The organism is Alteromonas lipotrueae, assembly GCF_019249255.1.
Taxonomy (GTDB): domain Bacteria; phylum Pseudomonadota; class Gammaproteobacteria; order Enterobacterales; family Alteromonadaceae; genus Alteromonas; species Alteromonas lipotrueae.
On the sequence record NZ_JAESDJ010000003.1, the window covers coordinates 140,540 to 156,309 of the forward strand.

The 15,770-nt window shown below is 45.4% G+C and carries 9 protein-coding genes; 5 read left to right on the forward strand and 4 right to left on the reverse strand.

The genetic code is table 11. The annotated features are described in order from the left end of the window. Positions 1-151: 151 nt before the first annotated feature. Positions 152-2,416 (reverse strand): TonB-dependent receptor, encoded by a 2,265-nt coding sequence (locus KYS23_RS05960; RefSeq protein ID WP_159532897.1) that lies wholly within the window; start codon positions 2,414-2,416, stop codon positions 152-154. 733 nt (positions 2,417-3,149) lie between these two features. On the opposite strand from KYS23_RS05960, the gene KYS23_RS05965 reads away from it, so the two are divergent. The 5 genes from KYS23_RS05965 to prpF all read left to right on the forward strand — a co-directional run bounded on the left by KYS23_RS05965 (position 3,150) and on the right by prpF (position 10,405). Next, a complete protein-coding gene (locus KYS23_RS05965; protein WP_159532899.1) occupies positions 3,150-3,824 on the forward strand; it encodes a GntR family transcriptional regulator in 675 nt (224 codons plus the stop codon). A gap of 23 nt (positions 3,825-3,847) precedes the next feature. After that, entirely contained in the window at positions 3,848-4,723 is an 876-nt protein-coding gene (gene prpB, locus KYS23_RS05970; RefSeq protein WP_159532901.1) for a methylisocitrate lyase, read from the forward strand. A gap of 323 nt (positions 4,724-5,046) precedes the next feature. Further along, entirely contained in the window at positions 5,047-6,171 is a 1,125-nt protein-coding gene (prpC, locus tag KYS23_RS05975; protein WP_218418213.1) for a bifunctional 2-methylcitrate synthase/citrate synthase, read from the forward strand. Positions 6,172-6,198: 27 nt separating this feature from the next. Further along, positions 6,199-8,796 carry a Fe/S-dependent 2-methylisocitrate dehydratase AcnD gene (gene acnD / locus KYS23_RS05980; RefSeq protein WP_159534677.1) on the forward strand — a complete coding sequence of 866 codons (2,598 nt, stop codon included), beginning with the start codon at positions 6,199-6,201 and terminating at the stop codon, positions 8,794-8,796. 427 nt (positions 8,797-9,223) lie between these two features. Continuing rightward, positions 9,224-10,405: a 2-methylaconitate cis-trans isomerase PrpF gene (gene prpF / locus KYS23_RS05985; protein ID WP_218398209.1), complete on the forward strand. Its 1,182-nt coding sequence runs from the start codon at positions 9,224-9,226 to the stop codon at positions 10,403-10,405. A 63-nt stretch (positions 10,406-10,468) separates the two neighbouring features. Here the strand turns inward: prpF and KYS23_RS05990 are convergent, their stop codons facing one another. The 3 genes from KYS23_RS05990 to arcB all read right to left on the reverse strand — a co-directional run bounded on the left by KYS23_RS05990 (position 10,469) and on the right by arcB (position 15,186). Further along, positions 10,469-12,169, reverse strand: a complete 1,701-nt coding sequence (locus KYS23_RS05990) for a PH domain-containing protein (protein WP_218398208.1) — start codon at positions 12,167-12,169, stop codon at positions 10,469-10,471. Further along, on the reverse strand, positions 12,169-12,747 hold the full coding sequence (locus KYS23_RS05995) for a PH domain-containing protein (RefSeq protein ID WP_218398206.1): 579 nt from the start codon (positions 12,745-12,747) through the stop codon (positions 12,169-12,171). Before KYS23_RS05995 ends, KYS23_RS05990 begins: the two co-directional genes overlap by 1 nt. Positions 12,748-12,828: 81 nt before the next feature. Then, positions 12,829-15,186, reverse strand: a complete 2,358-nt coding sequence (gene arcB, locus KYS23_RS06000; protein WP_218398204.1) for an aerobic respiration two-component sensor histidine kinase ArcB — start codon at positions 15,184-15,186, stop codon at positions 12,829-12,831. Positions 15,187-15,770: the final 584 nt, after the last annotated feature.

A 15,770-nucleotide genomic window follows, 5' to 3' on the forward strand; every position in this document is an offset into this window, starting at 1 on the left:
CAAATCTTTCCGCGTATTACATACTTTCATCACTGCTTACGCACTTTTATTTATCAAACAAAAAGGCTGGTTATAAACCAGCCTTTTTTATATATCCGCTACACCTATTTCACATGTAGCGTTTATCTTTTTAGCTTACTCAATTCGTTAATTAAAACTCAGTTGAGAAACGTACGCCAAATTCGCTAGCGTCATTGCTTAATACTTGCAGAATATAATCGCCAGTGTTTAAGCGAGCATTGTCATAACGCTCATCAAAAATATTGCGGCCATATAGTGCCACCGTGTAAGCCTCATCAGCTGGCGTATATGCCACATCAAAGTTAACTAATTCACGGCTTTCAATTTCCGTCATACGAGCAGGCTCTGAGCTAGGCTCACCGTACATATCTGCGCGGTATGAATAGTCGATACGAGCGCGAATTTTATCGCCACCTTCAAGGTCGAAAGTATATGACGGGCCAACCGCAAACGTTAAATCAGGCGTTAATGGTGCAACAGGATTAAATCCATCTTGCTCATCTACTTCAACGTCCATATAACCAATACTGGTCAACATGCTGAAGTTTCCTACGTTTAAGGTAGTATCTAGCTCGATACCGCGAGAAGTTTGTTCAACCACTAAGTTTGCTGTATCAAAACCGCCTTCACTTACACGGCTAACTTGGTACGGTAGGTCTTCAAACTCAGTGTTAAATACTGCAACACTTACGTCGAAGTATTCATTAACGCGACCTTTAACACCCACTTCGTAGTTCACTGCGGTAATGTTATCAGAAGCAACAAAGCAGTTGCTTGCATTAACTGCTGCTACTGCGCCGTCTAAATCATCGAAGCCACCCGCGCCAAAGAACTCGCCAATTAGGCAGTATGGACGAGCAGGATATTGACCTGACTGATAACCATTTTGAATAGTGGCATAACCTGTCATGCCATTTTCAAAGGTATAGTTAGTCGCCAATTCCCACGTCACTTCGTCCCATTCGTTTGAATCGAAAATGGTGCCAAGGGCGTCAAAAACATTAGCAGATGCGTCTTTTTCATCTTCAGTGTAACGAATACCACCAGATACACTAAGCTCGTCAGTTAAGTCATGACGAAGGTTTAAGTACACCGCTTTACTGGTAGTTTCTTGATCAAGTTGAAGCGTGTTACCGCCACCATCAAAACTTGAATCGCTACCTTGGCGGTTACTACCTTCTTCATTGAAGTAATAAAGGCCAGCAACAAAGTCAGTGTACTCGTTGATATAACCATTTAATTGAACTTCAATTGACGTTTGGTCTGCTTCACCGCGTTCTGGATATTGGTCTAATGAATAGATAGTGCCATCATCATCCAAACCCGCTTTGTACTTAGAGGTACGGCGGCTAGCAACGACTTTAGCAGTGTAATCGTCGTTAATATCCCATTCGGTAGTTAGAGACACACCACGGGCTTCATTCGATACGCTGGTCACTTCTGGTGTGCCTGTAGCGTTATCGTAAATGTCATACCCTTCTGGGGTTACATCACTATTTCTAAGCTCAAGACCTAGGCTGTTCGTACCTGCATAAAAACGCCCTTCTGGCATTTCATCAATAAGCACTGTGTAAGGGCGTAAACCACCGTCACCATTGTTGGCATCAGCGGTTAGTACCATACGGAAATCATCAGACGGCTCATATTTTACCGAGATACGACCAGAAATATCTTCTGTTTCGCCAACATCATATTCTGCATTAGGTACGTTAATGAACTCGCCCAAACCATCACGGGTGTTATAAGCAAGGTTCATGTTAAATGCTAGGGTGTCAGATAATGCATGGTTCACGAACAAGTCAGTCTTAACACGACCGCGAGTACCGAACTCTGCATTCACTTTAGTCACATCGCCTTGATCTGGCTCTTTGGTAATGATGTTAATTGCACCACCAATAGAGTTACGACCGTATAGCGTACCTTGAGGACCACGAAGCACCTCAATACGCTCGATGTTATTCAAGCTCCAGTTTTGACCCACTTGGCGGCCTAAATACACGCCATCTACATAGACGCTTACGCCTGGATCAGTAGTGATAAGGTGATCTTGAAGACCAATACCACGAATAAAAGGGTTTACAGAAGAAGTGTGACCCGCTGAGAAGCCCGTTACGTTTAAGTTTGGAACAAACTTACCAACATCCGTTAAATCAGTAATGCCTTGTTCAGCCAGCATATCACCGTCAAATGCACTAATTGCAATTGGTACTTCATAGATAACTTGAGGGCGCTTGGTTGCTGTAACGGTAATCGCTTCGTACATTTGTTCTTCAGTTGCTTCAGCCTCTTGAGCAAATGCCGAATGAGAAATGGCAGGTACGGTTAACGCTACTGCCAAAGCGACAGGCGAAAGTCTACTAACTAGTGTCTTAGACACGTCAGTATTGGTGATCATGTGTAACCCCTTTGCGAGAGTGTTTAGTGTCGAAAATTTATTGTTTTTAGGCTGCTTCAAGTTCTCTATGGAACTTTAAAACCAATAGACTCACAAAATAGAGGGTGTTACGACAAGTAACATTTAGCTGATTTATGGATATCCTAATGAAAGTGGCGGTATCCTACTGGTTATACTGTCACTTTCTCTACCCTACCAGCCCCCATCTACTCACGGTTGGAGTATTGGCATGAAGACTGGAGAAATATCATACTGACTTCTTTTTAACTTGCATAGCGAAATATTGCACTTTTATTAAATTGAGACTTTAAAATTAGACTAATTGGTTAAGCTTAAAACGGCTCCACCCCCACCATTCCAATTGACATATTATTATTTATAATCATTACGTTAGCATAGGTTACTTATTAAGCATAAAACCGATTGCCTTTAACTATTCACTAGACCATTTAGACAATACTCTCCCTCACCTTTACAGCATTCCAGCAAAAAGCGCTGCAAGTTGTAGCCGCCCCTCTACGTTAAATCGGCCTCTTTGTACTTTATCTCTTGTCGCTAGCCTTTTAGATTAACCTCTTGCACTAGCAGCAAATTGTTATCTTTTTTATTTTTCATAAGCCTTCCACTTATAAAAAATAACACCACTTTGTCGACAATAACCACTAAGAAAGTTTGACCGAACAATCTAAACCCCCTATATTGTCGACATGTAATTCATTTTGTGGTGAATAGCTTGTCGGTACAGATAACCCTAGAAAAGCCTGTAACTAATGCAGATAGAACCTTCTATCAGCTGCGAAAAGACATTGTAGAAGGTGTTATTCCTGCAGGCTCTAAACTTAGTGAGACTGAGTTGTCGACAAAATATGAAGTCAGCCGTGCGGTTATCCGAGAAGGTATTAATCGTCTTGCCGCCTGTCATCTTGTTGAGCGAAAGGCGAATATTGGTGCCAAGGTAGTATCGCTAACCCCTGAAGGGCTTATTCAGCTTTATCAAGTAAGAGAAGCACTTGAAGGCATGGCCGCTCGCCTTGCCGCAAGACACATGAGCGATGAAGAAGTCGCCTCATTACAAGGCTTATTAGATTCACACTTTAATAAAGTGAAAGACGCCCAGCTCTATTACCAAGAAGCCGGCGACGTGGACTTCCACTACCGCATCGTGACTGGCAGTAAAAACAGCCACCTCATTAGCGTGTTAATAGATGGGCTTTATCACCTTGTACGCATGTATCGCGTTCAGCTAGGCATGGCTGGCCCAAGGGTTACTACTGCCTTTGACGAACACAGACACATTGTTAACGCGATTGCGAATCGCGATGAAGAGTTGGCAGAAATGCTAATGCGACGCCATATTCTTTATTCTAAGAACAATATTGAAAACAAACTTAGCGCCACACCAACCTAATTTGAAACCAGAGAGTGTTACTTATGAGTGCAGGAAAGAAATTCAGACAAGCACTGGCCGACAATAAGCCATTGCAAATATTAGGCACCATTAATGCCTATACCGCCATGATGGCAAAATCTATCGGCCACAAAGCAATATACCTCTCCGGTGGTGGCGTTGCGAATGCTTCATACGGGCTACCCGATTTGGGCATGACATCACTAAACGACGTGATTGTTGATGTACAACGCATCACGTCAGCCTGTGATTTACCGTTATTGGTAGACATAGACACGGGCTGGGGCGGCGCATTTAATATTGCAAAAACCATTCGCGATATGGAAAAAGCAGGCGCTGCGGCTGTGCATATGGAAGATCAAGTTGCGCAAAAGCGCTGCGGCCATCGCCCTAACAAAGAAATTGTGAGCACAGAAGAAATGGTCGATCGCATTAAAGCTGCGGTAGATGCTAGAACCGACCCTGACTTTTTCATTATGGCGCGAACCGACTCTTTCGCTCAAGAAGGGTTAGAAAAAGCCATTGAACGCGCAAGGGCTTATGTTGCGGCCGGTGCCGATGGCATATTTGCAGAAGCAGTAAAAACTGAAGAACACTACCGCGCATTTTCAGAAGCGTTAGACGTCCCTATTCTTGCCAACATTACCGAATTCGGACAAACCGAACTTTGGAACAAAGAACAACTTGGCGAATGGGGCGCTGCGATGGTGCTTTACCCACTAAGTGCATTCCGCGCCATGAACAAAGCGGCCGAAAACGTGTACCAATCAATACTTGATAATGGCGATCAAAAAGCCGTTGTCGACACCATGCAAACACGCATGGAGTTATACGATTACCTTGGCTATCACGACTACGAGCAAAAGCTCGACGAACTGTTCGCCAAAGGCAAAGGCTAACGGCTGAGATGACTCGAGGCAGTATTGCATGCGAGGCCGCTTTGGCTGAATTGACTCGAGGCAGCATTGCCTGCGAAGCCGCTTTGGCTGAGGAGGCAGGGATACGGCGCTGCCACGCCGTAAACCCATCCATGGGGGCTCCGCCTCGGCATCCATGCCTCGGAGGGGCAGCGCTCGTATTCCCTGCCTCCCCATCCGCGGCCTCGAACGCCAATTTGCATCGAGTAATACTTTGTTAAAAACAACGCTTTTAAATATCGATTGTTGAATTAAAAACTAAACAAACTTTTGTACCTTACATACACAAGACCGGAGACAACAAGATGGCTAAACAATTAAGTGGCGCGGGATTACGCGGCCAAGTTGCAGGAAAAACAGCACTGTCTACTGTAGGCGTATCAGGTTCTGGCCTGACATACCGTGGTTACGATGTAAAAGATTTAGCAGCCAGTTGCCAGTTTGAGGAAGTGGCTTATCTTATTTTAAAAGGTAAATTGCCTACCCAGTCCGAGTTAGATGAATACAAAACCTTACTTCGTGGTAGGCGCGGATTGCCTCAGGCTCTTAAAGATGTATTAGAGCGTATTCCAAAAGATGCACATCCTATGGACGTACTTCGTACAGGTTGCTCTATGTTGGGCAACCTTGAAATGGAAAACGATTTCAGCGAACAGCAGCAAGCAACCGATCGTATGCTAGCTTGTTTCCCAAGCATTATTTGCTATTGGTATCGCTTTACTCACGATGGCGTTCGTATTGATGTAGAAACCGATGACGATTCAATCGGCGGTCATTTCTTGCATATGCTACACGGCGAAAAACCTCGCGAGTTGCATGAAAAAGTCATGCACGTTTCACTTATTTTGTATGCAGAGCACGAATTCAATGCCTCTACCTTTACCGCTCGCGTATGTGCCTCAACCTTGTCAGATATGCACTCATGTGTCACCGGCGCTATTGGCTCACTTCGCGGTCCATTGCATGGCGGTGCGAATGAAGCAGCTATGGAAATGATTGAAGGCTTTACCTCGGCAGACGACGCTGAAAAAAAAATGATGGCCATGCTTGCCCGTAAAGACAAAATCATGGGCTTTGGCCATGCCATCTATTCTGAATCAGACCCACGTAACGAAATCATCAAAGGCTGGTCTGAAAAGCTCGCTGCCGATGTAGGTGACGAGGTGCTTTACCCCGTATCTGTGCGCTGTGAAGAAGTAATGTGGCGCGAGAAAAAGCTATTCTGTAACGCTGATTTCTTCCACGCTTCCGCCTATAACTTTATGGGAATTCCCACCAAGTTGTTTACCCCTATCTTCGTGATGTCTCGCCTAACGGGCTGGGCAGCACATGTGATGGAACAACGCGCTGACAACCGTATTATTCGCCCGTCAGCTGAATATACTGGTGAAGATATTCGTGACGTGCCTCCTATGTCTGCACGTAGTTAACGACTAAGGCTTAAAATCATGAGTAATATGAATTACGAATACCGTAAACCTTTGCCTGGCGCAGGTATCGATTTTTTTGATACCCGCGAGGCAGTGGAAGCCATTGAACCTGGTGCCTACGATAAACTTCCTTACACCTCACGAGTGTTTGCTGAAAACTTAGTGCGCCGTTGTAACCCTGACGCATTAACCGATTCACTTAAGCAGTTTATTTATCGCAAGAACGACTTGGATTTTCCGTGGTTTCCAGCCCGCGTGGTATGCCACGACATTCTGGGGCAAACCGCGTTGGTTGACTTGGCTGGTTTACGTGATGCTATTGCGGCGAAAGGCGGCGATCCGGCGAAAGTAAACCCCGTTGTGCCTACCCAGTTAATTGTCGATCACTCATTAGCCGTTGAACATGCGGGTTTTGAACCCGACGCGTTTGAAAAAAACCGCGCTATTGAAGATAGACGTAACGACGACCGATTCCATTTTATCGACTGGACTAAGTTAGCGTTTAAAAACGTGGATGTGATACCGCCGGGTAACGGTATTATGCACCAAATCAACTTAGAGCGTATGTCGCCGGTTATTCAGTCTCGCGACGGTGTTGCCTTTCCTGATACCTTGGTTGGCACCGACAGCCATACCCCTCATGTTGATGCACTAGGTGTTATTGCTATTGGTGTAGGCGGCCTTGAAGCAGAAAGCGTTATGCTGGGGCGCGCCTCTTACATGCGCCTACCTGATATTGTTGGTGTTGAACTTACCGGTAAGCCACAGCCCAATATTACTGCTACCGATATTGTATTGGCACTTACCGAGTTTTTACGTAAAGAGCGTGTGGTGTCTTCTTATTTGGAATTTTATGGCGAAGGTACTACGCACCTTACCCTTGGCGATCGCGCTACTATTTCAAACATGACACCCGAATACGGCGCTACCGCGGCGATGTTCTACATCGACCAGCAAACCATCGATTATTTGCGCTTAACTGGCCGTGAAGAAAAGCAAATTGCCTTAGTTGAACAATACGCGAAACACACAGGTTTATGGGCAGATTCATTAGCGAGTGCCGAATACGAGCGTGTTCTCACCTTTGATTTATCCTCTGTTGGCCGCAACATGGCTGGCCCGTCTAATCCACATGCACGTTTAGCCACCAGCGATTTGGCTCAGCGCGGAGTTGCTAGCGCATGGGAACAAGAAGAAGGCAAAATGCCCGATGGCGCGGTAATTATCGCTGCCATTACCAGTTGTACCAACACATCTAACCCGCGAAATGTGATTGCAGCAGGCTTAATTGCCCGCAATGCAAACCAGCGCGGATTAACCCGTAAACCTTGGGTGAAAAGTTCATTAGCCCCTGGCTCTAAAGCGGTAAAGCTGTATTTAGAAGAAGCTGATTTAATGGGCGAACTAGAACAGTTGGGCTTTGGTGTCGTTGCTTTTGCCTGCACCACCTGTAACGGAATGAGCGGCGCGCTAGACCCTAAAATTCAGCAAGAAATTATAGACCGTGACTTATACGCAACGGCAGTGCTTTCTGGTAACCGTAATTTCGATGGCCGTATTCACCCGTATGCGAAACAAGCCTTTTTGGCCTCACCGCCATTAGTGGTGGCCTACGCCATTGCAGGTACGGTTCGTTTCGATATTGAAAAAGACGTATTAGGTATTGATAACGACGGTAACCCTGTCACGCTCAAAGATATTTGGCCAAGCGATGAAGAGATTGATGCCATTGTCGCGAAAAGCGTGAAGCCAGAGCATTTTCGTAAAGTGTACGAGCCCATGTTCGATTTGAAAGTGAATACTGGCAGCGACATTAGCCCGCTGTATGATTGGCGTGAAATGAGTACCTATATTCGCCGCCCTCCTTATTGGGAAGGTGCGATGGATGCGAAACGCACCATGACGGGTATGCGACCGCTGGCTATATTGGGCGATAACATTACCACCGATCATTTATCGCCATCGAATGCGATTATGGCTACCAGTGCAGCAGGTGAGTATTTGGCGAAAATGGGGTTACCGGAAGAAGACTTTAACTCTTATGCCACCCATAGGGGCGACCATTTAACGGCGCTTCGCGCTACTTTGGCGAACCCGAAAGTGTTCAACGAGATGGTGCTTGAAAACGGCGAAGTGAAACAGGGCTCGCTTGCTCGCATTGAGCCAGAAGGCAAAGTGGTGCGCATGTGGGAAGCCATTGAAGCCTACATGCAGCGCAGACAGCCACTGATTATTGTAGCAGGTGCCGACTATGGTCAGGGCTCTTCACGCGACTGGGCTGCCAAAGGTGTTCGTTTAGCTGGGGTAGAAGTCATTGCCGCAGAGGGCTTCGAGCGTATTCACCGTACCAACTTACTTGGCATGGGTGTACTACCTCTTGAGTTTAAGCCAGGTACAACACGCAAAACCCTTGAACTTGATGGCACTGAAACCTACGACGTTAAAGGTGAACCTGCACCGGGTGCTACGCTAACCTTAGTGGTTAATCGAGCCAACGGTGAAACCCTAGATGTGCCCGTAACCTGTCGCTTAGATACCGCAGAAGAGGTGTCGATTTACAGCGCAGGCGGTGTGCTTCAACGCTTTGCCAAAGACTTCTTAGAAGCTGAAGAGGTTGAAGGCTAACGCCTTCATCTTAGCGAATTGACGTTTGGCACTGAGCCACTTCACTTCATAAACACGCCGTGAACCCATCCATGGGGGCTCTGCCGCAGCATCCTTGCTGCGGAAGGTTTATGAAGCGAAGTAGCTCAATACCTTAGTGTGTAACGACGTTAAGCCAAAACTTGTAATACAACTGTGGAAAGTGATTTTTAAGCGCTGCTTTCGCTGAGTGACTGGTTGCCTTGCTGTTGTAAGCTCCCAACTTGCATCCATGCGTATTGAGGGCCCTGAGCCCAAATTACGTTCCCCTAACATCCTCCAACAACGTTTAATTAGGTGGTGGATTTAGGTGATGGATTGGTGTGTTTTAAGTGGGGCTTAATCGTTATCACGGCTCGCAACCAATCATCGTAATCAGCCATTGCCACCACTCAAAAAAGGAATAAACATGACGAAGTATGCTCCTCAAATTCGTGTACCAGCTACCTATATGCGCGGTGGTACCAGTAAAGGTGTGTTCTTTAACGTATCTGATTTACCCGAAGCGGCGCAGCAGCCTGGGCCGGCGCGAGATGCGCTTTTATTGCGTGTGATTGGCAGTCCAGACCCTTACGGTAAACAAACCGATGGCATGGGTGGCGCTACGTCGAGCACTAGCAAAACCGTGCTTATTAGTAAGAGTGAGCGCAATGATTACGATGTTGACTACTTATTTGGTCAAGTTTCTATCGACAAGCCTTTTGTAGATTGGAGCGGCAACTGCGGTAACTTAACGGCCGCAGTGGGCGCATTTGCGATAAATAATGGGTTGGTCGATGCCAATAAAATTCCAGATAATGGCATTGCTGTTGTCAATATATGGCAAGCCAACATCAATAAAGCCATTATTGCCAAGGTGCCTATTACTAATGGTGAAGTGCAAGAAACCGGCGACTTTGAATTAGACGGGGTGACGTTTCCTGCCGCAGAAGTTGAGGTTGCGTTTGTCGACCCAGCCGATGGCGAAGGCGCTATATTTCCTACCGGTCGTTTAGTCGATACGCTTGAAGTACCTGATGTAGGCTCTTTCAGTGCCACCATGATTAACGCAGGCATTCCGACTATTTTCATCAACGCTGAAGATATTGGCTACACGGGTACGGAACTGCAAGATGACATTAATAACGATGATGCCGCCCTTGCCAAATTTGAAGCTATTCGTGCTTATGGCGCTGTGAAAATGGGGCTAATTAGTGATATTGGCGAAGCGGCCTCTCGCCAGCACACTCCTAAAGTGGCTATGGTAGCGCCACCTACAGGCTATAAGGCCTCTAGTGGTAAAGACATTTTGGGAAATGATATTGATGTACTGGTTCGCGCTATGTCTATGGGTAAGCTGCATCACGCTATGATGGGGACAGCCGCTGTGGCCATAGCTGCAGCTGCGGCTATTCCGGGTACATTAGTGAACCTTGCTGCTGGTGGCAGTGAACGTGAAGCGGTTGTTTTTGGACACCCCTCAGGCACCTTGCGTGTTGGCGCAAAAGCAAGCTTCGAAAACGATAAATGGAACATTGAACAAGCCGTCATGAGCAGAAGCGCTCGCATATTGATGGAAGGCTGGGTTCGCGTTCCCACCGAACAAAGCTAAACCATTAGATTAGATTCTGTATTACTGGATGTAGTAGCCTAGCTGTTAAAACAAAAGCCGTTGCTACATCCAAGACTTTCGTTTCGATTCAACTTCAAATAGCACGTTATTAGCTAACTCATTCGCAAAACCTTCAGGTAAAAACGGCACTGAAATAGCCCCAGATGCTAATACAAACTGCACCGTGGCAAGCTTTCGCCTTTTCATGAACACACTTTGCTTTACCACTACCTGCTGAACTTTGTAGGGTTCGAAGCATAAGTAATCCACACCTATGCGCCCTCGCCTTACATAAATGTATTTACCGTCGCTAACCACACCCCAACGCCACCATCTAAGCACAATAACACTTAGCAGTATTGCGCTAACAAAAGTGACCCCTGCGGTAATATCTAAATGTTCTATATAGATACCGAATCCAGCACCCACCACAAAAGGAATAGAAAGCCCTGCTATCACCCAGTGTAAAATGTAACGCTTGCTTATAGACTGGTAGTCGCTGCGGCGAATTTTACTCTGCGGCATGACTTCTTGGCTTAACTCATCCGCTTCGTCTTCAGTCACAGAAGGTACAATAAGTCGGTTTGGCGACATAAGCTCATTGGTCGAGTGCCCAATTGATGCGTTTTGCTCGAAGTACAGGTTCACGCGCTTAAGAATTCTGTCTAACCAATCTTGCTTCGCAGAGATAACTTGAATGCGGGATGCCCGCATACTCACTTCTTGTTTATTCAATAACCCACTTCTGCGGATATATCTGTCGTTGTGGCGCGACAATGTATAATCGTAAAAGGTAAACAGAGCCCCGCCAATACTAATCACTGCGACCAAGGCCATAGCCATCATTAGCATCACAAACGCGTACAAGCCAAACTGCCACCACGCTATGGTCTGCTCGCCAACAAGCTGATTTAGCTGCAAGCCCTTTTCAGCCAGCCACTCTGATAGGTAGCCAAACGCATTGTCATAAAAGGGGGCTGCAGCACCTAATAAAATCCATACTCGGTTGTTGGTAATTCCGTGGATCACGATATCGGTTATAGAGCGCCTATTCAGTATGGTTTCGCCATCCTCGTTGGTTTCTAAATAGCGCTTGCTTTGGTCACTGTTGACCGCAATATTAGCAACAGCATTGCTATCATTTACATAAGAGCTTGCATGGCGCTCAGTTTGTTGATGCCCAGTCTCTTGATGTTCTTCCTCGCTATGTCGAGCGTCTAGGGGGCGAGAGTCTTGATGCTCGGCTAGTACTTGCTTTCTTAAGGCATGAGCATAGGCCAAAGGAACGGCGACAATTTTAGCCTCTTCTCCTGCACTTCCAGCGGTATCAAGTATTACGAGTGCAAAGCCGAACGGTCGATAGTAGAAAGGTAATTCAATTTTAACATTCTGAATACGCCAAAATGGCAAGTTGGTGTAACTTCGAGAAAACACCCCACTGTGAATTTCAACATGCTGGTTGTTTACTCTAAAGCGGTACATGAAGAAGCTAACAACACCGCTTGAAAAGAAAATAATGAAGATCGCAGCAATGCCTAAAAGGGTATTGGGCGATTGAATGTTATCGGTAATATTGGCCGTTACTGCAATGGCCGGTACGGCGTAAATGGCGCCTTGTGCCATGTTTTTAATGCTGCGAAGGGTAAAATAAGCAATGGCAATGGGGGAAAGCCTACGCCAGCCTTCGCCGGTATCAACCTTAACGGCTTTCCCTTGTGCGCTGCTTTCGGAAGGCTTCGCCGTTTCTACTTCGGGGGAAGCCATTATTTTGCACTCACATCTTTATGATCAAGTATGAACTGCCTTAACCGCTCGGCCACCTCCACCTCTATACCTGGAATTTCAAACGTGTGGGTTGCACCACCAGCCGAAAAAACCTGCAAAGAAGCTAAACCCGCTAGGCGCGCAATCGGTCCACGTTTTAATTCAACATGTTGAACGCGAAGTATGGGCTGGCAAGATAACGACCTAAATACCAAGCCTGATTGCAAGCTTAAGTCTTGTTCACGCAGGGCATATTTAATAAGCGGATCGGCAAAAAAATGATAGGTCGTCCATAAACATCCCAGCACAGAAATGCCCACAACAATATAAGGAAAGGCGGCGACCAAGGGCTCTGGTAGCGCGAAAAATGACTGATACCGTAGCGCACTAGCCACCATGATAAGCACAAACGCTATGCCAAAAACCAGTGAGATATTAATCACGCGGTAACGCGGAGAAATAGCTTCTAAATTAAGTTGGTGAAGTTGAGGCTTGTCTGATGCAGACGTGTTTTCATTAGCTGTTATAGCGTTTAGCTGAGCGTTGCTAAACGTCTCGTTATCAGAACTCATTGTCATTACGTCTACCCCTTGTAAACTCGCGAAATCAACTTTCAAATAAAAACGGGGCCTAATCAGCCCCGTAATTTTATAAACGAATTAATCGTCTACTCTCTGCTGATTAAGCCAATCCTGCAAGGCTTTCATGTCGTGCTGTACCGCCATCTGCAATTCTTCAACCCAATCATGAACGTTTTGCCACCACGTTGGATGGTCGCCTTGTTGAATTTGATTTGCAATACGCTGAACACGAGCAAGCCCTACTGAGCCTGCCGCACCTTTAATTTTATGCGCTTGCGAGCAGACTTCAGATTTCTCATCAGCGCTTAGGCTCAACTGCAAAATTTCCATGTATTCAGGCATTTTCTCCTGGAACACTTTCACACTTGCTCGCACCATATCATCGCCTATTGTATCCACTAACATCTGGAGCAAGTCCATATCTAAAATGTTACTTAATATTTTGCTTGGCTCTGGTGGGCGCTCTACCTGACCTTCAACTTCTAATGGTGCAGGCGGCGCATGGAATAATTCGTTAAACACCTCAATCACGCGAGATTTCTTAATGGGCTTGGCAATAATATCGTCCATGCCATTTTGCAAATATTCTTCCCGCTTTTTAATCACGTTCGCAGTAAGTGCCACAATAGGCGTTTGCATTACTAAGTCTTCTTCATGCAGCGTACTGGCCACGTCGAAGCCCGTCATATCTGGCAGCTGAATATCTAACAGTATTAAGTCGTATTGATTCGCGCGGGCTTTATCAATCGCTTCTTGCCCCGTCATGGCCACATCCACCTTTTGCCCCATTTTTTCAAGCAAGGCTTTGGCAACCATCACGTTAAGTTCAATATCCTCAACCAGTAGAATGTTCAAGTCAGTAACCTGAAGCTGCGCCACTTGCATAGGCTTTTTCGATATCTCTACCGGTAGCTCTATTTCAAAGCGCGTCCCTTTACCTACTACACTGGTAACCTTGATATTGCCCTTCATTAAATCGACCATTTGCTTACAAATAGCCAAACCAATACCGGTACCTGTCGCCGATTGATGATCAGGGTGATCAACTTGATAGTACATGGCGAAGATTTTTTCTATCTCTTCTTCAGGTATGCCTACCCCAGTATCTTCAATCACAAAGGTGACGAACGCGAGGTCATTTTCAGGTTTGGTAGATTCAATCGATAAGCTCACATGGCCTTTTTGGGTGAACTTCACTGCGTTAAACAGAATATTCCACAAAATTTGGCGCAAGCGCGTACCATCTACTTCAACTAATCTCGGAAGAGGCTCTTTAATCGTGGTCTTAAGCTCTAGCTGTTTATCACCCGCTAATAACCGAATAATACTGCTTAGCTCTTCGGTGAAGTCGCGAAGCGATACAGTCTTCAAGCTCAGTTCAACTTTGTCTCTATCCAACTTATCCAAATCGATAATATCGTTAAAAATATTGCCTAACGTAATAGCACTGGCATAAATAGTACTTACCCAGCTAAATTGCTCTTCGCTTAATTCGGTATCGCGCAGCATTCTACTTAAGCCAACAATACCGTTTAGCGGCGTGCGTAGTTCATGGCTAATCGTCGCAATAAAGCGCGTTTTATCGGTACTGGCTTTCGCCGCTGCATTTTCCGCTTGTTTACGTTCAGTCATGTCTCGACCAAATGATAGCAAGCCTAAACGGTTGCCTTCTTTATCGAAGAATGGAACTCGCTTCATTTCGAAGTAGCGACGGCGGCCATCGGCAAAGCGTAGCCATAACTCTTCAGTAATACTGGCGTTAGTTTCTAATACTTCGTGATCACTGGCGACGATTTGGCGCGCCAAGTCTTCTTCATAAACATCAGTAGGGGTTAAGCCAAGCAGTTCCTGCTCTGTTTTACCCGTCATGAGTTCTGCTATACGGTTGCAGCCCGCAAAGCGCCCTTCTTCATTTCGGTAGTAAATAAGATCTGGCGAAGCATCGATAATCGAACGAAGTAAGGTAGATAAACGGCGGGCTTGCGCTTCTTGTTCAGATTTATCCTGAATTTCACGTTCTAAGTCTTTAAATAAGGCTTCACGCTCTTCTTGCGCTAATTTACGCTGCTCAATTTCGTGGTTTAATTGGCGGATATTCGTTTGCAGCTCACGGTTAAGAAAAACATCTTCTTCACGCAAGCGCTCTAGTTGACTTACCACTTCTTTAAGATTGGTACGTGAGTTTTCTAACTGCTTTATAAGCTCGCTAAAAAAGTACAGCACCCAAGGTGCCGAAAGCATGGTGAGTATAACCGCGCTGATAAAGTCATCGGGTTGTACTGCACTGCCCATGCTTACGCGAATTACGTAAGAGCCGCCAAGCGTAAATACCAGCGATAATACAACGAACAGAATACTTAACTTAAGCGTACCGAAGCGCTGCACAAATTGTGCAAAGCGAATAGCCCAAGAGTCATTTGGAGAATCTGAATGCATGAACGACTTATTTTTAGGATTATTTTCGACATATCCTATCAGGGTTTATGCATTACGGAAATGCTCACTGAGTTCGCAGGTATTGAAGGGTGGCTGTGCGTTTAAGTGGACCGACTTATGGCGGTGCATTTTTTGTACAACGCAGTGCGATTCTGATATTGTGTAAGAAAGGCTTTACAACTACATAAAAATACAGCAAACAGGCCCTTGACTAGATATTAAACACCTCAACATGAATTTTTATTCATTTTTGGCAATTTGAAGATACTTGCTATAATTTCAATGCCTACCAATAAGACGATATATCGGGTTATAACATTTTTGTTACAAACATGAATTTATAAGTTTAACACTATGAAAATAGTGAATATTTTAAACTATATGCTAAATCTTTGTTATACCCCCTGCTTTAGCGTTTGATTTTACATATCAATATAGGTATTTTGTACGCCCCGCAAAGCAATAATGCATAAAAATGCGGAACACGACTGGAATCCTCTAATAATAAATAACGACAAGAAAAGGCGCATAGAGCGGTAATAGTGCCAGCTCGACAAAAGACGTCTGAACAATGTTGTGATACG

Coding starts and splice junctions, on each gene's coding strand:
- KYS23_RS05960 (WP_159532897.1), bottom strand. CDS start 2,416: ATGATCACCAATACTGACGTGTCTAAGACACTAGTTAGTAGACTTTCG.
- prpB (WP_159532901.1), top strand. CDS start 3,848: ATGAGTGCAGGAAAGAAATTCAGACAAGCACTGGCCGACAATAAGCCA.
- prpC (WP_218418213.1), top strand. CDS start 5,047: ATGGCTAAACAATTAAGTGGCGCGGGATTACGCGGCCAAGTTGCAGGA.
- acnD (WP_159534677.1), top strand. CDS start 6,199: ATGAATTACGAATACCGTAAACCTTTGCCTGGCGCAGGTATCGATTTT.
- prpF (WP_218398209.1), top strand. CDS start 9,224: ATGACGAAGTATGCTCCTCAAATTCGTGTACCAGCTACCTATATGCGC.
- KYS23_RS05990 (WP_218398208.1), bottom strand. CDS start 12,169: ATGGCTTCCCCCGAAGTAGAAACGGCGAAGCCTTCCGAAAGCAGCGCA.
- KYS23_RS05995 (WP_218398206.1), bottom strand. CDS start 12,747: ATGACAATGAGTTCTGATAACGAGACGTTTAGCAACGCTCAGCTAAAC.
- arcB (WP_218398204.1), bottom strand. CDS start 15,186: ATGCATTCAGATTCTCCAAATGACTCTTGGGCTATTCGCTTTGCACAA.